At 37.3% G+C, this 21363-nt stretch carries 13 protein-coding genes; 8 read left to right on the plus strand and 5 right to left on the minus strand.

What is annotated here, in order from left to right:
- The first annotated feature begins 157 nt into the window (after positions 1 to 157).
- The 3 genes from QYB95_RS01335 (at position 158) to QYB95_RS01345 (ending at position 5612) form a co-directional block, all read left to right on the plus strand.
- A complete protein-coding gene (locus QYB95_RS01335; RefSeq protein ID WP_301136274.1) occupies positions 158 to 2650 on the plus strand; it encodes an S-layer homology domain-containing protein in 2493 nt (830 codons plus the stop codon).
- Between the two features lie 271 nt (positions 2651 to 2921).
- A complete protein-coding gene (locus QYB95_RS01340) occupies positions 2922 to 4355 on the plus strand; it encodes an MBOAT family O-acyltransferase (RefSeq protein ID WP_301136275.1) in 1434 nt (477 codons plus the stop codon).
- 24 nt (positions 4356 to 4379) lie between these two features.
- Complete coding sequence (locus QYB95_RS01345) at positions 4380 to 5612, plus strand: alginate O-acetyltransferase AlgX-related protein (RefSeq protein ID WP_301136276.1); 1233 nt, start codon at positions 4380 to 4382, stop codon at positions 5610 to 5612.
- A 132-nt stretch (positions 5613 to 5744) separates the two neighbouring features.
- Here QYB95_RS01345 and QYB95_RS01350 read toward each other — a convergent pair whose 3' ends face one another.
- A complete protein-coding gene (locus QYB95_RS01350) occupies positions 5745 to 7664 on the minus strand; it encodes a copper amine oxidase N-terminal domain-containing protein (protein ID WP_301136277.1) in 1920 nt (639 codons plus the stop codon).
- 414 nt (positions 7665 to 8078) lie between these two features.
- Here QYB95_RS01350 and QYB95_RS01355 point away from each other — a divergent pair, with 414 nt between their 5' ends.
- Complete coding sequence (locus QYB95_RS01355) at positions 8079 to 9953, plus strand: FAD-dependent oxidoreductase (RefSeq protein WP_301136278.1); 1875 nt, start codon at positions 8079 to 8081, stop codon at positions 9951 to 9953.
- A 48-nt stretch (positions 9954 to 10001) separates the two neighbouring features.
- On the opposite strand, the gene QYB95_RS01360 is transcribed toward QYB95_RS01355, so the two are convergent.
- Entirely contained in the window at positions 10002 to 11879 is a 1878-nt protein-coding gene (locus QYB95_RS01360) for an LTA synthase family protein (protein WP_301136279.1), read from the minus strand.
- 486 nt (positions 11880 to 12365) lie between these two features.
- Between QYB95_RS01360 and QYB95_RS01365 the strand changes: the two genes are divergently transcribed.
- The 3 genes from QYB95_RS01365 to QYB95_RS01375 all read left to right on the plus strand — a co-directional run bounded on the left by QYB95_RS01365 (position 12366) and on the right by QYB95_RS01375 (position 15751).
- The gene (locus QYB95_RS01365; RefSeq protein ID WP_301136280.1) at positions 12366 to 13286 is read left to right on the plus strand and encodes a C40 family peptidase; all 921 of its coding nucleotides are present in this window, start codon (positions 12366 to 12368) and stop codon (positions 13284 to 13286) included.
- Positions 13287 to 13541: 255 nt separating this feature from the next.
- Complete coding sequence (locus QYB95_RS01370) at positions 13542 to 14609, plus strand: CAP and S-layer homology domain-containing protein (protein ID WP_301136281.1); 1068 nt, start codon at positions 13542 to 13544, stop codon at positions 14607 to 14609.
- Between the two features lie 560 nt (positions 14610 to 15169).
- Positions 15170 to 15751, plus strand: coding sequence for a TetR/AcrR family transcriptional regulator (locus QYB95_RS01375; protein WP_301136282.1), 582 nt, complete (start codon positions 15170 to 15172; stop codon positions 15749 to 15751).
- Between the two features lie 118 nt (positions 15752 to 15869).
- On the opposite strand, the gene QYB95_RS01380 is transcribed toward QYB95_RS01375, so the two are convergent.
- Positions 15870 to 17234, minus strand: coding sequence for a S41 family peptidase (locus QYB95_RS01380; protein WP_301136283.1), 1365 nt, complete (start codon positions 17232 to 17234; stop codon positions 15870 to 15872).
- A gap of 140 nt (positions 17235 to 17374) precedes the next feature.
- On the minus strand, positions 17375 to 18676 hold the full coding sequence (brnQ, locus tag QYB95_RS01385) for a branched-chain amino acid transport system II carrier protein (RefSeq protein WP_301136284.1): 1302 nt from the start codon (positions 18674 to 18676) through the stop codon (positions 17375 to 17377).
- 348 nt (positions 18677 to 19024) lie between these two features.
- On the opposite strand from brnQ, the gene QYB95_RS01390 reads away from it, so the two are divergent.
- A complete protein-coding gene (locus QYB95_RS01390) occupies positions 19025 to 20227 on the plus strand; it encodes a C40 family peptidase (RefSeq protein WP_301136285.1) in 1203 nt (400 codons plus the stop codon).
- Between the two features lie 229 nt (positions 20228 to 20456).
- Here the strand turns inward: QYB95_RS01390 and QYB95_RS01395 are convergent, their stop codons facing one another.
- Complete coding sequence (locus QYB95_RS01395) at positions 20457 to 21362, minus strand: accessory Sec system S-layer assembly protein (protein ID WP_301136286.1); 906 nt, start codon at positions 21360 to 21362, stop codon at positions 20457 to 20459.
- Position 21363 lies beyond the last annotated feature (1 nt).

Genomic DNA, 21363 nt, shown 5'->3' on the forward strand with positions numbered 1-21363 from the left:
CCATCATGCGCCTCATGCCTTTATTAAACAACTTAAACTACTCTTTAACCAGATATAGGAAAACTATCCTATCTTTCTAGTAAACTGCCAATTTAGTATAAATGTATGTTATATTCTAGTTATCATAACATTTTTCTACATATTGGAGTGAATTAAATTGGTAAAAAAACTAGGAATGATTGTGGTCGCATTCATTCTCATGCAGTTCTCTATAAATCTTTCAGTCGCCTCAGCCTCAGTTTTTGACAACAAAGTCTCGGAAAACAAGACGGAAGTGTCTCCCCAAGTTACACATATCAAACGCACCTATCAATCAAGTTCGACAAAAGAAGTCGTCAATATGCTGGATATTAACTTAGCTGATACATATACGAAGTTGGAAATTGGATTGCCTAATCCAATGAATTCGCTTAAAACGACATCTGGTTTGGCGAAAGAATACAGCACATTAGGGCACCGTGTCGTCGGTGCAGTTAATGCCTCATATTTCATGGGAAATGGTGTTCCCGCGAATCTATTAGCACACAATAACGAGATTATGAATTATGGTATTTTAGGTGATGGGAGTGAAAGCCCGACTCAAAATCCGATTGCTTTCGGGATTTCAAAGTCAGGTAAAGCCATTATTGACTATTACAATGCGGATTTAAGTTTTACAGTGAATGGGAAAGAGTATCCGATTGATTTAATCAATAGTGAAAGAACTACAAACAAAACGGTTTTGTATACACCAGGTAAAAAGAGTACAGGAACAAATCAGTGGGGCATCGAAATCGTTGCAAACTCTGCTACACAAAACACAACTAGTCTACATTTTGGTGATCAATTTTCTGGAGTGGTCTCAAAAGTGACAGGCTATAACACCGCAGGGGACTCTGTCATCCCGAGTGATGGTTTTGTTATTTCAGTTCAAAATAAAGAACTGGCAGCCGAGATTGCAGCTTCTGTATCAGCAGGGGCAACAGTTGAAGTAGGCTTGGCAATCGATCAAAAATGGATGGATGCCGAGTACATTCTTGCAGCAGGACCATTATTAGTGAAAGATAGTAAAGTGAATATTTCAATGTCCACTTCTTCAGAATTCGCTAGAACACTTGCCCCTCGTACGGCAGTTGCAATCGACTCAACTGGTACGAAAGTATTTTTAGTTACTGTAGATGGAAGACAAAGTGGATATAGTAATGGGACAAGTTTATCGGATCTAGCATCCTACCTCATCTCGCAAGGTGCGAGTGCCGCGATCAATCTAGATGGTGGTGGTTCTACAACCATGGTGGTGCGTAATCCAGGTGGATATTATCCTAGATTGGTGAACAGTCCTTCAGACGGAAGTGAAAGACGCGTTTCAGCAATTTTGCAGGTCGTTAACACGGCTCCCCAAGGAACATTAAAATCTATGACTTTAGGTAGTATTCCAAGTGAAGTAGTAAAAGGTGGTTCTATTAATCTTAAAGTAGCAAGTGCCTATGATGACCAGCTGAATCCAATTGAACTAAATTCTTCTCAGGTGAAGTGGTCGGTGGAAGGGAATATCGGCACAATTAACGGGACGACATTTACGGCCACTGCAAATGGACAAGGGAAAATTATTGCCCAATACGGTAGTGTAGAAGTCGAAAAATCTGTAAAAGTAATAGGTGTTGAAGATAAGATTTTACTAGACAGCTTTGACAGTGCTTCAAAATGGTCTTCATCTGCTGCGAAAGCTACGGCTTCAGTGGCTAATAGTTCTAAATCGGAACCGTATCGTCAAGGTTCGTCGAGTTTAAGGCTTACTTATGATTTCTCCACATCTCAAACAGGTACGAAAGCTGCCTATGCAGTTGCAAAATCACCAATTCCGATGACGGGAAGACCAAATCATTTAGGTGTCTGGGTATATGGTGATGGCGGAAATCACTGGTTACGTGGTGTAATCGTTGATGGAGCTGGCTCAAAACATACGATTGATTTCACAGGGCAAGGCGAATTAAATTGGACTGGCTGGAAGTACGTTACAGCAGAGGTTCCATCGGATATTAGCTTGCCGATAAAATTTGAACGTCTCTATATTGCAGAACCTTCTGCCACGCACCAAAATAAGGGAAAAGTATATTTTGACCAATTACAAGCAGTTTATAATGGAAATTATAAAGAACCAGCCTACTCAGATGTAAAGAATAATCATTGGGCGATAAGTTCGATTGAGAATTTAAATGAACAAGAATTGATCAAAGGGTATATAGATGGAACATTTAGACCTACAAACTCAATTACACGTGCAGAAGCAGCAACAATCATTGCAAGAGCATTGAATTTGAAGGCTACTAAAACGATTAGCTTTGAAGATGTCCGTCCTACCAATTATGCTGCAGAGGCAATCAGTGCACTTGCAGAAAAGGGTATTATGACAGGACGAACAGCAGGGAAGTTTACTCCGGATGGTAAGTTGACGCGTGCCGAGGTGGCTACCGTTGTAAAGAGAGCATACGATTTAAAAGGAACAACAACAGTATCGTATCGTGACTTAGAACCAACTCATTGGGCATATGGAAGCATTCAAACGCTCGTAGCAAATGATTTGGTAAAAGGATTTACAGATAACACATTCAGACCGGATGTAAGCATCTCACGTGCTGAATTTGCCACATTCCTAGATCGAGTTAACTAGAGATTAAGAGTAGCTACTAAAAAAGCTTACTAGTAAAAATTTGAAATAATCTTTACTAGTAAGCGATTTTTTTATGTTAATTATATTTCTTCCTTATTAATATTTTCAATTAGAGGAGAGAGAAAGTCATTTTTGGGGATAATCATAAAATTATATAAATGCTCAAGCAGTGCGGAGCATCTTTACTTTTTAAAAAAAGTTCTGTATTATCATTAATGGTTTTCATTACAATAATTATGCTTATATAGCATAGTGTAACTAGAGGTGGAACATGGTTTTTAGTAATCTTGTGTTTTTATTTGTATTTTTACCTATAGTTTTGATTGTATATTTTTTACTACCGTCAAAATTTAAAAATTTCTTTCTATTAATTGTCAGCCTGTTTTTCTATGCATGGGGCGAACCAATCTATGTATTATTAATGATTGCTTCTATTATTCTGAACTATGTGTTTGGATTACTAGTCAGTCGAACAAATTCAAGTAATAGTGAAAAAAAAGCATACATAGTTTTATCCATTCTAACGAATTTGGCTATACTCGGATATTACAAATATAGTACATTTTTAATAGAAAATATTAATGCATTATTTGGTTTAGATATTGCGAATGAACCATTACCGTTGCCTATCGGGATTTCTTTCTTTACTTTCCAAGCAATGAGTTATGTTATCGATGTGTATAGAAATGATGCAAAAGTACAAAAGAATATTTTGGATTTAGCGCTTTATATTGCTTTATTCCCTCAGCTAGTCGCAGGTCCGATTGTAAGGTATACGACTATTGCGGAAGAGCTGAAAAAACGTGTACATAGTGTCGAGCTTTTCTCTGATGGGGTACGTCAATTCATTATCGGGTTAGGAAAAAAGGTAATTATAGCCAATCCTTTGGGTGGAATTGCAGATACAATTTTTTCAACAGGTACAAGTGATTTAAGCGTCACAACAGCATGGATTGGTATTTTGGCCTATACATTACAAATCTACTTTGACTTCTCAGGGTATAGTGACATGGCGATTGGTCTAGGAAAAATGTTTGGTTTCAAATTCTTGGAGAACTTTAACTACCCATATATCTCAAGAAGCGTCTCCGAATTCTGGAGAAGATGGCATATCTCCTTATCCTCTTGGTTCCGTGATTATATTTATATTCCACTTGGCGGGAATCGAAAAGGTGTATGGAAAACATACCGAAATATTTTAATTGTATGGACAGCAACTGGCTTCTGGCATGGTGCTAGTTGGACGTTCATGGCATGGGGCTTTTATTACGGATTTATCATCTGTATCGAGAGAGTCGGGTTAGGCAAAGTCATCGACAAGATGTGGAGACCACTACAACATCTCTATGTACTAATATTAGTAATGATTGGATGGGTTTTCTTTAGAGCAGATAACTTTAGCTACTCGATCGAATTCATCCAAACAATGTTTGGGTTAAATGGTACTTCACTGTTTGATAATACAGCAATCAGTTATATAAATGATAATGCATATTTATTGGTACTGGGAATCATCGTAAGTATACCGATTTATCCGTGGATTGTAAAAAAGATGGATCAGCTTACCAAGGGAGAGAAACGTAGTACTTTCTTCTCTGTTTTACGTTATGTCGGCGGACCGTTACTCTATTTTGTACTGTTTTTATTAGTAACGATGTTCCTGGTGAATTCAACGTATAATCCTTTTATTTATTTCCGATTCTAGCTTAAAAAATTGTGAGGTCTATATATGAAAAAACTCAGCAATTACTTAACTATACTATTATTTATAGGTTTTATTATTGGTGTAGGTGCTTATATACAACTTAGTGAAAAAGAAGACATTTCCTTTTACGAAAATAGGACACTCGCAAAAAATCCAGAAGTTTCTGTTGAAAAATTTGTAGATGGTTCTTATACAAAAGAATATGAAACCTATATTACGGATCATTTTGCAGCAAAAGATACTTGGATAAAAGGCTATATTCAATGGCAAAGGTTAACAAATCAAACCTTTATTCAAGATTATTACATTAGTAAAGAGGACAATTGGATCTACCCGAAGCCAGCTAGCTATGTAGATTACGCGGGTCTAGACAAAACGGTAGCCAATATGGAGGGACTTGCGGAATATACAGATCAACATAATATGGAGCTGTTCCTATTTTCGTTGCCAAATAGATATTTAATATTGGACCCTGATTATCCTTCATTTATTACACATGGATATGAATATGAACAAAAAGAATATTATTTAGATGGATTATCTAAAGTAGATAATCTTCATTTGAAAGATGTAGCCCAAGATTTTAGAAATAATTTTACTGAAGAAGAAGTAAAAGAGTTATACTACCAAACAGATCACCACTGGAATGTAGATGGTGCTTTTGAAGGCTATAAAGTTATTTATAATACACTTAATGAACAGTCTGAATACTTCAATGAACCTTCATTAGATAAAGAGGCTTTTTCGAAGAAATGCTATGACAATAATAATTTCATTGGAAGTTATAATCGCCAGCTTTACCAATTAGTTAAAACAGAGGATGCGATTTGTTCAATGATCCCAAGCAATGTAGATTTTAATACTTGGGAGGTCTATAAAGGCGGCATTTCTGAAGAAACCAAAACAATTTGGAGTAATATCTACGGAAGTGATCTGGAAAAAGAAAACGAGCATAATGTTACAGATTATGCGGGCATCTTTACAGCGGACTATAAAGAATTAACTGTTATTAATCCAGCAAAAGAAAAAGAGGGTATAAAAGCTTTATTTATTAAAGATTCGTACGCCAATCCAATGACTTTCTGGTTGCCTGAGCACTTTTATCAAACGACATTTTACGATATGCGATACAATAATAATCGTTCCTTATATGAGTATTTAGAAAACAATGAGTTTGATATGATAGTTTTCTTATATAATGATACAACAGTAAATTCGGTAATGTATGATTTTAGTTTGGAAGAAAAAACAGAATAGTGGAAGATGCCCATCTAATATTAGGTTGGGCATTTTCTTTTATGTTAAATAACTAACAGGATGATATAAACAAAAAAGAAACACCTTTCGAAACGGGCATTGCGTGTGCCCTGCGAAAGGTGTTTTATTAAATTACTTTGTTTCTACATAAACCGCAACTGGAAGATTTCCGCCGCCTGCATGCATTAGTTCCAGTTGGATTGTGTCATCTGAACCGCCACTTATCACATATTCAGGCAACTCAACGTAACTTACACCAGGTTTGATAGTAGGGATTAGGTAAACTTCTCCATTATAGCGAATTGCTCCACTATACTGTCCACCTCGACCGGCAAGTTTAATTTTAATAACTTTTTCCTCGGTACTAGGATTGCTTACAGGGACATTTACCTTGTATGTCATACCAAAATGACCTGGATTGCCACCCGCACCATTAATGTTTGTTAATGAATTTTCAGCAGTCAATAGATAGTCTGTTTTACCATTTGAAAGGTTATAGCCAACTTGAGCTGAGTCAACAGTGTATGTCGGAAGACTTGTTGCGATTGTCGAGCTTGGCCATGCACCTCTAGGATGTTGGTTTAACAATGATATTGGTTCAGAATGAATTTCCTCTAAATTATCTTCATCCTTTTTGCTTAAAACAACTCGAATGATATATTCACCATTTGCTCCGTTCAATGAATGAACATCCAAATCAGTTAAGAATCCAAGCGCTTTTCCTTCGTCTAGTAAATAAGATTCGATTACTTTCGTTTCCCCTGGTGCAATCTGAATTCCATCACCTTGTGATGTTCTTAAGTTACCATTCAAATAGGCATCAGCTAAAGGTAAACCAATTTCATACTTGATGGAATTATTCAAACTAATTTTGGAAGCACCTTCCGCCTTAGCAATTTCTAATGTATTGGATTCTGATACATTTTGTATCGTAATTCCAATTTTAGCCTTTGTATTAAGGTAATTTAAATGCCATCCAAAAATGCTATGTTCTTTTTTAGAAGATGTTGTTTGTACATTGTACTGGGCTAGTGTTGTTGTATCGGTTGTAATGTGAGAAGAAGTCAGGGTTTCTGGATTATCACTTACCAAAAGGTCCCGTGTTCCTTCTAAAGTAGCTGTAGGTACCAATTCTGGAACCTTTAAACTACCGTACGACAAGTCTAATTTTTTCCCAGAGAAGATATATTCATTAATATAGATATATAATTCTTCGTTAGCACGATTATATTGAATGCGACCACCGTTAGTTAATGAATTGATGATGAAGTGAACTGGTACATAAGTTTCTCCATATTGACTAAAAGGAATTTCTGACACTTCCATAGATTGACCGTCCACATAAATCCTATTGCTATCGTTTGTAAAGACAAAGTTTGTTTCGGCTACTGTTAATTCATATTCCGTATTGGAAAGCTTGTTGCCATATGCATTTTCAAGGTAAGTAACAAAGTATTTTGCAGGGACATAGGTTCTCCCGTTTCTTGTAATTATTGGCTCGTCCATAATAATTCTTGAATCATTCATATGTAATATACTTTTATTTGTTGGTTTGGAATCGGGAACAGTAGGTGTATTTGGTAAATCTGGATCATCTGTTAAAGCAATGGTTACCTTCTGTTGTTTTTGATTCCAAGTCACTGTGCCGTCAAAATTTTCGCTGACAAAGCGTAATGGTACATATGTACTGTTTTTATATAACATTGGGGCAACTTGTACAAAAGTGCTTTTGCCGTCTACTTTTGCCTTCTTGGAATTAATAGTTAAGTCAACAATATGTCCGTTTTTTATGCTACTGGCAGTTTGTGATTTTTTGTTCCAAGTTACTGTAGCGCCAATCGCTTCATAGAAGTCTCTCATTGGCAGTAAGAGGTAATTCGACTTGCTTAGGATAGGATCGTCAAAAGTTATTTTTTCTCCATTTAATTCGATAGTAACCCCTTTCATTAAGTATAGGTTTTTCCCAATGGCTGTGGAGGCTGCTGCTTCATTTTGAAAAGTAGAAAATAAAGCGATCAAACTGACTAGGGATACAACTAAAATTCTTAACATTTACTATTCTCCTAACTTCAAATTTATGATTCATCATATCATAGTTTAATCCATAAAATAGAAAAGTGCATTATATTACCCATTTTTGGTATATAAATGATTAATATGAACTATATATGTTGATGGAAATAGATACTACTAAATTTTTGAACATAAATGTAATTCCCTACCGCATTAGATAATATCGAATCAAGTAAGGTTATAGAAAATTTTTAATCCATATCCAATAATTAATAAAATTGTTTAAAACATGTTCTCCTAGTTAAAGTAAACAGGCTTGAAGGTAATGAGTATACTGATAATTATTTTAAATTTGGCAATAATGATGAATACCCAATCTATATCTGTTTTAGGACAGATATAGATTTTTTTACCTTATACAAAACTAATTCATTTACTATTTAGGGGGTCATCATGGCTAGGCGAAACATACTAATAACAGGCATATTTTGTTTATTACTAATTGCTTCATTTTTTGGAACCAATATTTATAACAATACTACAAGTGCAACCACTCCACCCAAATCAATCCCTTATGAAAAGCCTAGTGCCCTGAATAAGTTTGACGATCAATATGATGTCATTGTTATTGGGGGAGAGCCTGAGGGAGTTGCTGCAGCTGTTTCTGCTGCCAGAAATGGTGCAAAAACCTTGTTGGTTGAAAGCCGGGAAGAGTTAGGTGGATTATTTACTTTTGGAATGATGAATTTCCTGGATATTCCCCAGGGTGCAGATGGCAGATCGGTGAGTCATGGCCTTTTTGAGGAATGGCATAAATTAGTTGGTAAGGGCAACACCTTTTATATCGAGACGGCAAAAGCCGCATTTCAAAAGTTAGTAAATGATGAACAGCTTCTTTCCTTAACAACCAATACCAATGTAGTCGAGTCCATCATGATTGGCAATCAGGTAGTTGGAGTAAAGCTGCAAAATGAAAATGGGAATTTTGAGGTGAAGGGGAAGGCATTTATCGACGCGACACAAGATGCTGATTTTGCAGTCATGTCCAAGGTCCCCTATTTTATAGGAGGTACCGACATTGGCATGGAAGACAAAAAAATGGCGGTAACGTTGATGCTGCATCTAAAAAATGTCAACTGGGATAAAGTAAAAGAAACCGCTTTAACGAAAAAGTTTGGAGAGGCTGAAGTAACAGACCAGGTTGCTTGGGGGTTCTCCCAATTACATTATGATTATAAACCAGTGGAACAGAATACACGGCTAAGAGGGCTAAACCTAGCAAAAATTGGGAATGAGTATACCATTAATGCCCTGCAAATATTCGGAATCGACGGTCTGGATGAAAGCTCGAAGCAAGCGGCCATTGAAAAAGGCAAAAAAGAAACAATGAATATCCTTCAATTTTTACAAAAAGAATTCCCGGGCTTTGAGCAGGTGGAAGTGGCAAGCTACCCACCGGAATTATATGTGCGGGAAACAAGACATATCTGGTCGGAGTACCAACTGCCAATGGCCGACGTTTGGACGAACCGAGATCATTGGGACAATATCGGGTATGGTGCCTATCCGGTAGATGTACAAGCACAAACGCCACAAGATTATGGGTTTGTTTTAGCGGATCCCAAACAATATGCTATCCCTTTTCGATCACTGGTGCCCATGGAGATTGACGGCATCTTAGTGGTGGGGCGTGCTGCTGGATTCTCTTCTCTGGCAGCGGGGAGTGCCCGAATTGTCCCGACAGGAATGGTCACTGGACAGGCAGCAGGAGCAGCAGCGGCACTAGCTGTTCTGGAAAACAAATCGTTCAGGGAAATGAGCAAAGATACGAAGATGATTGAAACACTTCGTACAAATTTAAATGAACAAGGGGCATTTGTTGAGCATATCAGCACAGATTATCCATATATGGGTGAATGGTTTGATGGATCCATACAACAATTGCTGAATTACGGACTTGTTTCTGCCGGCTATTCAAATGATTTAAAAGTTGAAAACGAAGCAACCGTTCATAGCTTCATTAAACTCCTGAAAGAGACAATTGAACGAACGGCTCCAAAAGAAAATGTCGAGCTACGCAACAAAATAACTACTATTTTTAATAGTGAAATGGCGAAAGAAAACCGGCCGCTGCAACTGGTAGATGTGACACAGACACTATCAGCGTTAATAAATGAAACGGGAAAGACACCAAGCTGGCAGGGGTTGATTGATCAAGGGATAATAGGTGGAAATGTCGCAGAAAACATCCCTGGCGAAAATCACAGTCTAAAATTTAAAGAAATGTATGCGATTTGCGCAGAAATGATTAGGTACGTAAAAGAATAAATAAATATTTAAAGAGGATGTCCCTTGTAGTTTGGGACATCCTCTTTTTTATTTTTCCTTTTCAGGCAAGCTATTCAAATACTGGTCAGAAAGCTGAAGGATTTCCTTTATTCGCTGATAATCTGCTTCATATTTCATATAGTCCTGTACGGTTTCCAAGGTGCGGATGTCAAACGCTTCTCCATCTTCGAATCCTTCATTCGGTTTATAGGCGATGTCATTGTTAAAAAAAGAACCAGTAGGCATGTAATAGCGCATTCCGAATAGATTGTTTGGGTAATTGATCAAATCTTGACCGAAATGTACAAAGTAATCCAGTGGCAAACCTAACAAATTCGAAACGGTGGGCAGTATATCCACTTGGCCTCCGATTGTTTCATTAATTTCACTCAGATGCTCATCGCCTACTGTAATCATTAAGGGAACATTTAGCTGGTCGAGAAGATGATAGTCATGTCCAAGCAACTCCTCCAGCAAAGCGAGCTCCGGTTCTTTGAGTGAGCTCTGCTGCAAGCCAAAGTGATCCCCATATAAAACAAGCATCGTATCTTCCCACATTCCAGCTTCCTTTAGCTCGGCAACAAATTTCCCCAACATTTCATCGGTATAATGAACTGCTTTCAAATAATCGCCAACAATGTTGCCATTAAAACTTTCCGGAAGGTTTAAAGTGTTTTTATCGTCCGGAATCTGGAATGGATGATGGCCGGAAAGTGTAATGAAATGGGCAAAAAAGTTCCGATGATGGTCATATAGTTTTTTCAGCTCCGGTAACGCTTTTGTATAAAGTACTTCATCCGATGGACCGATGCCGATCACATCCTCCTGACCAAAGAATTCCTTATCATAATATTGATTAAATCCTAGGGCAGGGTATAGCTCGTCCCGATTCCAAAAGCTTACGTCATTTGCATGGAAGGTAAGAGCCGTATAACCCTTTTCCTTTAAAAGCTTAGGGAAACTAGGAATTATTTTATTGCCATATGTTTCACTGGTTGCTTCCATATCTCTGGGATACAGCGAAGTGTTGAATATAAATTCAGCATCGGAGGTGTTGCCTGGTCCAATTTGTTGATAGAGATTTGGGAAGTATACACTTTCTTTTTTTAATGAATCTAAAAAAGGAGTCACCGGCTGACCATTAATTTTCGCATTTAATGCAAAATCCTGAAATGCCTCCATTTGAATCGCGATTATATTTTTCCCTGCAGCAGCTCCAAAATATCGTAATTCGCCCTTTTCTAAAGGAGTTATTTCTTTTACTTCTTCTATTATTTCAGGCAGTTCCTTAATTTCTACAGCTGTAAATTGATTTGCAGCTTCACTCGTTAGATATTTTTTCACGCCAAAAATTTCATAAGTAAGGATTCCTTGTTTTTTCGCACCTGTTACAGAGTTCGCGATTTCTACATCCTTTTGAGTGTAAAGAAGCAGGGCAGACACTGCTGTTCCCAGCAATAAAACCCCAAGCGCGAATCGATAACTGGGGTTAATGGAAGAGTTGCGTGCTTTTTTTCGGCTTAATAGGCTACTGAAAAGAAAAATGATGAAATCAATATATAAAACGACATAAATTGGCTCGATCAGCTGGAAAATACTATCTCGAATGGTACCTATTTGATTTATGAGCGAAAATGCATGAATCGTCACGATATAGCCAAAGTAATTATGGTAAACGAGAATAACCGTTAACAGTATAGTAAGAAAAATATCTAACAGAAGATAGATGATTTTCTTTACTTTGTATGTGGGAATCAGCTCGATTAAGCCAAATAAGATGAATAAATAACAAAGCTCGACGAAAAGCGTCTGAAAAAAATCAATTCCTTCAAATAACAGACTTCTTGTAAAGATGAATTTAAGAAAGAGTATTGCAGTAAAGATAAAAAAAAGAGGATGTTTCCTCAAAACAAAGTTCCTAATCAATAGCTTTCACACCCTAATTTGTAAATGTTATGTTGAGGAGTTGTTAATGTTCTGTAAATTGCAATAGCTTATTTTGAACAAAAAGATGCAATCTCATGAGGAGAATGGGTGGAATTCTTCATAAAAATTAAAAATCCTTTGTGAAGGGCGGAAAATTCCTCACAAAGGATTTTTATTCTGATGGATAAAATCTTTGTCACATTGAGTGAAGAATTTGAAGGAATAAATGAAAGATATAGAAAATTCTAAGTAACAATACGTCGAAATGAGACAATTATATTACAGGATTATTACAAAATGAAATGATGGAACCCTAGTTTGTTGATTTAATAGGGTTTTGAGCTAGTCTGTAATGAAATATTGTTCGACGTTTTTTGCAATAAAACGTTACACAAATGAAAAATTATTATTCTACTTTTTATGGTAGTCTTTTACTAGAGCCAAAAGACGGTAAAAATGGTTATTTTGAAGGGAGTACTTAGTTACATGAAGAAGAGATGGTTACTACCTGTATTCGCATCGCTTATGTTATTAGCAAGTCCTTTTACAAATGATGCAGAAGCAGCTACAAATAAAGAATTAACTACTACAGCTTATAAATATATTGGTGTACCTTATACTTGGGGAGGTACAACTTCAAATGGATTTGACTGTTCAGGTTTTACTCAAAAGGTATTTTCTGACCTAGGAATTAATTTGGGTCGTACAACTTCAACGCAATATGCAAGTGGAAATGCTGTGTCTAAAAGCAATTTGGAAGTAGGGGATCTAGTATTCTTTAATACTTCTGGAAGAGGCGTATCTCATGTTGGTATTTTTGTAGGCAACGGTCAATTTGTTCACGCTTCTTCAAGTAGAGGTGTAACAGTTTCAAAGCTAAGTGAATCATATTGGGCGAACCGCTATCTTGGTGCAAGAGAAATTGCAGATTTCCCGGCTGAACAAGTAGCTAAGAAAGTAGAAGAGGTTAAATCTGTAGCCGTTGACTTTTCAGTTTACGCTTCTCGCGCAGAAGTAGCAAACCAACTTGCTAAAGCATTAAACCTGGATACTTCTAATACAACTTCAAAGTTTTCTGATGTGAAATCATCTAATAAATACGCAGGTGCGATTACTGCACTTCAGAAACAAGGGATTTTCCAAGGTGATGAAAATGGCAAATTTAACCCAAATTCACCAATCACACGTGCTGAAATGGCAAAAGTTTTAGTACTAGCTTTTGATTTAAAATTACAGGACAACACATTACAATTCACTGATGTGAAAAAAGGTAACTGGGCTTATGATTACGTTAATAACTTAGCATCTAACAAAGTAACACTTGGCTTGGGCAACGGAGCATTTGGTGCAAAAGACAATGTTACATTAACTCAATTGGGTGCATTCATTGAACGAGCAATGAACTAATTTACTAAATACATAATTTAATAATTGATGACTTTGGGAGAGGCTGTTCTTTTGGCACCTCTCTTTTCTTATGTTATGAGGTTCTCTCATTAGATATACCACCGTTAAATAGATATAATTAAGAGATTCATAGAATGTTTTCCTAATATTGTATATAATTTATTACAAAGTGGTTTTTGTGTTAAATTATGTTATATGATAGTAGAAAACCGTTACCTTTTTTATTATCTAAAACCAGTAAGGGGTCTTACAATAATGAATCATCTATTTAAAAAGGTTATTTTATCCTTTACCTTAATCTTTATGATTGGTCATACGGTAGAAGCAAGCTCAGTCCGCGAATATCTTTATAGTGACGTTTCTCCCAATCATTGGGCTTACGAATCAATCTCAACAATGAAAGACTTGAATATCATGCCTGTAAAAAGCTATGGAAAGTTTAATCCTAATGAACTAGTTACAAGAGCTGATGCCGTCCAGTTTATCTTTAATGCCCTAAAGCTTGAGAAAACAACGGAAACTGGATTCTTATTTAAAGATATACCCAATAACGCAACCTATAAACATGCTTTATTTACTTTAACGAGTTTAGGAATAATAGAGAATGCAGAATTCTTTCATCCCAATGACTATTTAACTCGTGCACAACTATGTAAAATTATTAGTCTAGCATTTGATATTGCAATCGATCAAAAAAATCATACATCCTTCCGGGATGTGACTTCCTCGCATTGGGCGAAGAATTATATTGAGTCGCTAGCGGATATTGAGATTATAAAGGGAACTTCAAAAGACACCTTTTCCCCAAATCAAAAAGTTACACGCGCCCAAATGGCAGCATTTCTTGACCGTTCCATGACGTTTAACAATGAACTAGCTTCCAATGAAAAGATCTATGATTTTTTGCAGAAGGATTATATTAATACAATTGATTATCATCCAGACTGGTCATCGAAAGTGGTGAAGTTAGTAAACCTGGAGCGTGAAAAACAAGGATTATCTCCCTTGCAGAATGATAGCAAATTAGCGCAGCTTGCGATTGTTAAAGGAAATGATATGCTAAAACGGAAGTATTTCGAACATTATTCACCGTTCTACGGATATGCTTGGGATATGGCGGGTCTCTTCGATTATTCCTTTACAAGCATCGGGGAGAATCTTGCAAGGAACGCTACTTCACCAGAAGCAGCAATTCGAGCTTGGCTAAAATCCACCTCTCATAAAAACACTATGTTGAATAAAAATTATACAAATACAGGGGTTGCCTGTGTGGAAAGCGATGACGGGCAAATCTACTGGGTACAGCTTTTCTCGAAGAAATAAGGATTCCCGAAGCTATCGTGAAGAAAAAAGCACCTTTTTAAGGTGCTTTTTATTTTGGGGAAACTTAGTTTAGGTGTGGGCGTGCAATTCGAATACGACGATTTTAACGAAAAAATGGATGGAACTGTAGCGAAATGAGAGTAGTTACAGCGATCCAGAAGGTTAGCATCATGGAGAGGTAGTAAAAGCGAGAGTTATTACGACAAGCCAAAAGGGAAACTCTCTCAGACGGTAGCAAAGCGGGATCGATTACGACGATTCAAAAGAAATCAGCATCAAACAGAAGCAATATTTTCCTTCCCTCAACCAAATTGTCCAATAAGAATGCTAAACAGAATTTACCAATCACCGTCTTCATACTACCTCTTTTCATTTCAAAGGTAAATTGGCCTATATGAAGTATGATATTATACTTAAAAGAGTTACTACAGGAATAATTGACAGGAATATTTGTGTGACTAAAGTCTTTATTATATTTGAAATTTATATTATAATATTTACAATATAGGAATAGTAAAAAATAAAAGTTAGTAATAACAAGGATAAGGTGGAACAGTATTATGGCACGTGGAAGGAAAGTTAATTCAAACGGTGAAAAAAGCAAACAGTTACTACGTGAAAAAGCAATCGAATTATTCTCGACTAACGGCTATTATCAAACTAAGATTAGTGATATTGTGAAAGCGGCAAAGGTTACACAGCCTACTTTTTACTTATACTTTGAAAGTAAAGATTCATTGTTTCATGATTTAAATGAACAATTTCAACAAGATCTATTTCATATCCTCGAAGAACAGCTTCAGCAACAGGGCATGCAGTTTCAAAAAGTAATCGAAAATTTACTGCAATATTTTGCTTCAAATCCGTTGCTTACAAAAATCGGGCTATATCAATCCGAAGCTTCGTATACCGTGAAAGAAAAGCTGGTAGAGAAGTTCGAACAAATTCTAGACGGGCAAGTTGAGAATTATCACAACTTACAGCGAAATGATATACATATTGTTTCCCAAAGTTTGATGGGCTCCATTGAGCGTATAACTGATACACTATTACTAACAAATAGAAAATCGGCAAAAGAACTTGCTGAGGACCTATTCTCTATTTATTTTGTAGAAGAGGCAGAATCAGTAGTAGTTAGCTAATTAGCCATATAGATCCCCACTGAAGAGTCAGCCTGCTTTGGAGGGGATTTTTTAAGCCCTTGCAGGCCCTACATAGTAAAACACAACCCGACATGTAACCGAGTTGTGTTTTTTTAGTTTATTGGACTGTGACTTTCAAGTAAATCCCTTTGTTCATTTGTCTTCCATTCAGATCTTTTATGGTTGGTTCAACAATAAGAATATATTCTTTCCCTTTTCCAAGAGGCGCTGTTGGTGTGACCGTTAGTTGTTTTCCGGAAACTTTTAAGGAAACATCCACTTCTGAACCTCCCAGTTGAACTAGCTTGACGGAAGAATGGGCGAATATATCACTGATTTCCTTATTGAAATTGACTTGAAAGGTTTTGGTAGTTGGGACACCTAACAAACTTTTAAGCTCTTTGTAGTTTTGTAGATTTTCGACAATACTATCATAGTGTGCCTGATATAACGGATTGGTTGCCGTAATGATGTTAGGCGCAACACCTACATCTTTTACAACTGTTCCACTTGGTCCGAAAAATTCGCCGACCGTGAGTTTTAAAATACTTTCGTCAGCTAGTTCATAAAAAGTCTGCATCGTTCCTTTGCCATAAGTCGACTCACCGTAAAGAATGGCAGAGTGTTGATCGAGCAGTGCTGCAGCTGTCATTTCTGATGCACTCGCACTATATCGATTTACTAAAAGTCGCGTTTTCGTTGGGAATTCAACCCCTTGTTGGTTCGCTCGCACTAAGCCGGATTTAGTTGCAAGCTGTATCTTATAGGCATAAGTCGCGCCAGGGAACATTCCTATCAATTTCTCTGCAGTGACCACATAGCCGCCCCCGTTGTTTTGTAAGTCAACTATGAAAGAGGTAGCTCCTTGCTCCAGCAGGCTCGAATAGGTTCTAGCAACTTCTTCAGCAGCGTTTTCAGAAAACGAATTAATCGAGATATAGCCTACATTTCCGTATAGTAGTTTTGCATTTACATTTAGCAGCGAGAAGGAGCGGCGTTTTATTATTTCATTAACCTTTTGGCCATTGGTTTTTAATAATTCGAATTCGACAATTGAATTTTCTTCTCCTACTATTAGGGTTTGGGCCTCTTCAACACTCATTTCTACGGTAGGTTGTCCATTCACTTTCGTAATGATATCACCTGGTTCAAAACCAGAAGAATGGGCACTGCCATTATTGATTACATCAACGATTAAGATCCCTTTTTCGTGTTTTTCAATGACGATGCCAATTCCGACTGTTTCCATATCGATTGCGTTGGTAAAAGCCTCATATTCTTCTTTGGAAAAATAGTCCGAATAAGGATCCAGCATATCTATGACTTCCTCGATTGATTTCGCACTATCTAAATCCCCGTTAATATCACCGACATAATCACTTTTAACAATTGCTTTCACATCATCCAAAATCGCTGCATATGTATGAAATGGCAATGACAGCGTTAAAATAATTGCAAATAACATGGGTGCAAATCGCTTCATAAATAAAACTCCTCGTATCATAAGAATACTATCATTATACACACAAATTGATAGAATAGTTGCTTTTATTTGAAGAGATAGATTACTCATAATGAAAAAGTCCTAGAAGTTATTAAGATAATCTTCTAGGACTTTTGGTTTTATTTTTTTGTTAACAGATGGATAATCCATCCGATGACCATTCCAACAATTGCCGGTACAACCCAGCCGATGCTTTGGTCATACAATGGCAGTGATTTCAGGAGTTCCTCATACCAGCCAATGCTGAAGCCCGCTGTTTTAATGCCATCGTATAAACTCACAAGTGCTGTGGCGATTAAGGCAAGGATGTATACGATTGGTCGGCGGTTGAAAAGCTGATCAAATAGTACCAAGAACATTAAAACAATCGCGATTGGGTAAATGAACATCAACACTGGCAGTGTAATTGAAAGCAGTTTTGATAACCCAAAGTTTGAAATTACGAAACTGAATAATGTAAAGACGATAGCTAACGTTTTATAAGAAAGGTTAGGGAACAGCTTATTGAAGAATGAAGCGTTCGCTGAAACCAATCCAACCGCAGTTGTGATACAAGCCAGGATAATAACGGCAGATAAAATGATATTTCCGAAGCTGCCATATAGTGCATTTGCAGATTGGGCAATAATTGTACCGCCATCTCCGATATATCCAATGGCGTCAATGCTTGTTGCCCCAATATATTCAAGCGAAATATAAACAAAAGCTAAACCAAGTGCTGCCACAATCCCTGCAAAAATCGTCGTTTTTACCTGTTTTGCACGGTCCTTAATGCCTTTTGCTTGCAAGGATTGTACAATGACAATCCCGAATACTAGAGAAGCAAGTACATCCATTGTTAGATAACCCTGGATAAAGCTTTCAGAGAAGGCATGCGTAGTGTACACGTCATGCGGCTCGCCAAACTCGCCCATAGGTGTGACAAAAGCTTTAATTGCAAGTAAGGCAATTACAATCAATAAAGCCGGTGTCAACACTTTACCGATTCGGTCCACTAATTTCGATGGGTTCAGTGATAGATATAGAACAATCGCAAAGAAAATAAAAGACGTTATGAGTAAGCCGCTAGTACCGGCTGACTCTGATAAAAAAGGAGCAATCCCGATTTCATATGTCACGGCACCTGTACGAGGAATCGCAAACAGTGGTCCGATTGATAAATAAACGACAGATGTAAAGATTAGGCTGAATACAGGGTTAATTCGATTCGCAACCACTTGCAGATCTCCACCGTTTTTCGCTACAGCGATTATTCCGATTAATGGTAGGCCTACCCCCGTTATAAGGAAGCCAATAATAGATGGAATAAAGTTTGTTCCGGCATTTTGTCCCAATTCCGGCGGGAAAATAATATTACCTGCACCTAGAAATAACGCAAAAAGCATAAATCCAACTGCAAGATTTTCTTTCATGAACTTCATAAAAACAAAATCCTTTCTGATTGAAAAGCAAAAACTTTCAAAAAATTTATCGCATAATTCGACATCACAAGGTTGTATTATAGCATATCCAAATCGCGAATAAAATAGAAAATTTATTATTAAGTTTTCTATTTTAGAAATATTGACGTTTTTCTAGTAAAAGAATCAAAAATTATGAAATTCAGGGTGCAAAAAATAACTCATTAAAGTATGTGATTTACCAAATACAGTGAGCATTGTAAACAATAGAAAAGTATTATATTTTTTTGTAAAACCCGATAGAAAATTGTCATCAAACTCGTTATGATGGAAATAGAGAGAGAATTTTCTAGAAAGGGTGAAAAGGGAATGCTGCAGAAAAATAAATTACTATTGCTAAGTACCGCGATTATTGCGACAGCTGCCATGGTTGCACCAGTTGCTGAGGCTTCCGGCTACACGGTTAGTAAAGGGGATACCCTAACAAAAATTGCCTCTGCCAATAAAACGACAGTAGCCCAGTTGAAGAAATGGAACAATCTAAAAAATGATTTCCTGTATGTTGGACAATTACTGACAGTCAATGCAGATAAACAACCGACTGCTTCAAGTAAACCGGCTGCATCGGACAATAAACCAGTTGCCTCAAGTAAACCAGCTACATCAGGCAAAACACCAGCACCTTCTAAAGCAACTGCTGCAACCTCATTTACTTATACAGTTGTAAAAGGAGATAACTTATCCAAAATTGCCAAAGCAGCAAACACGACCGTTGCCAATATCAAGAAATGGAACGGATTAAACAGTAATGCAATTTTTGTTGGGCAGAAACTTAAAATTGGGGAAGGGAAGATTGCTGTTTCTACTCCACAAGTGTCAACAAATCAAAACCCACAGGCCGACAATTCTAAAGCTGAATCTACAACAGATATGGGGACATATCAGGTAATGAAGGGTGATTCTTTATCGAAGATCGCCACTAAGTTCAATGTGAGTGTTGCCGATATTAAGAAATGGAATCAATTCAACTCCGATCTGATTTATGTGGGACAAGCTATTAAAATAAACAGTTCATCTATCGTGGTGGAACAAGAAGCCGGATTTGATTCGAAGGAAATCCTGGTACCCGATCAAAAGATTGATGCAAAACTGTCGCAAGAGAAGGCCATTAAAAATAATGTCACAGCTGCTGGACAAGCCATCTATACGAAAGTGCTTGACCTTGCCCACTCATTAACGGGTACGCCTTATGTATTCGCTGGAAACAGCCCTGCTGGTTTTGATTGCAGCGGATTTGTAAAGTATGTCTATTCGAATGCCGGATTAGACGTGACTAGAAAAAGCAGTAATGATTATTTTATGAAGGATACAACAATTGTCGAAAATCCACTTCCGGGTGACGTCGTTTTCTTCAAAAATACATACATCGAAGGAATTTCTCATATGGGTATCTACATTGGGGACGATCAATTTATTCACGCAGGAAGCAATGGCGTACAAGTTTCCAAACTCTCCTACGACTATTGGGAATCAAAGTTTGTAGCCTTCAAGCGATTTAATCAGGTGAAGTAACAGAAGTTAATTCTATAACAGGACGCAAGAATGTGGAGGAGTGCATTCTTGCGTTTTTTTATTTGTAGTAGGGCTGTTGGCGGAAATATAGGATAAAGAGGCGGATATTCGACAAAAGTTGGCGGATAAACATTCAAACTTGGCGGTTAACCCGATTCATAGCCTAAGCTAAACAAAAAAGATGACCCAAAAACTCGTCTTTGCAGCAAGTTTTTGGGTCACCATATTCTTATTTCTGTTGTTGCGTTACTCTCGCGCTCCAGCGAGATAAATCGAATTCTTCTTTCGACACAAGGTCTTCAGGGAAGATGAATGTCCAAGGTTTAGTCGAGTTAGGCTGCACTGAAAGAGCAGGGTCTAATCTGAATGAACCTTTTGCAACGAGTAGTCCATTCGCATCAACGATTTCTAATGGAAGCTGCTCGATGTTGATTGCTTTATTGTTGCCGTTGCGAATAAAAATAGAAGTCACCAGGCTCTTATCGTCATGAACTTTTGCTTGTAAGCCTGTAAAGTTTACTTCATTTTTGCCTAATTTCGGTAGGTCTTTCACAATGTTTTTCAAGGCTTCTTGCTGATCTTCCGGAAGTTGTTTTTTCCATGTGTCGTCCAGATCCAGTTGATGGCCTCTTAGGGAAATCAGGTTAAAAGCGATTTTCCAACCCTCTTCAGGCACTTCCTCTGTTGTGAGCGTGCTTTTCTCAAAAGTAAACACCCAGGGTCTTGCACTTTTAGCCGGGATTTTGCCAAGTTCCGCAAAGTTGAAGCTCTTTGAAGCGATTTGGCGATCCTCTTTATCTAGCAGGAGTAACTCAATCTCGCCAAGTTGAATTTCTTGACTTAAGGAAGAACGCACAAAAGCTTTGACATTCCAAGCTTTTGTTCGCGGATCTACCTCAATATTAATGGCTGCTAAAGACAATTGATTAATTTTCAATGGCTGTAACTCATTCGCCAAGAAATTGAAAATGTATTTTTGCTCCGGAGGAACATTCCAGTCTGGGTGGAATGAAAGCTTTGTTTCTACAGTATTTGAGTTTTCTGCCTGGTCTGGATTTTGGACCAATTCCTTAGAATCGATTGCACTATCTGTTCCGATTTTGTCCGTCTTCTTGAAAAATGAAAATAAACCCACT

The sequence above is a fragment of the Ureibacillus aquaedulcis genome (assembly GCF_030418165.1).
In the GTDB taxonomy this organism is placed as follows: domain Bacteria; phylum Bacillota; class Bacilli; order Bacillales_A; family Planococcaceae; genus Ureibacillus; species Ureibacillus aquaedulcis.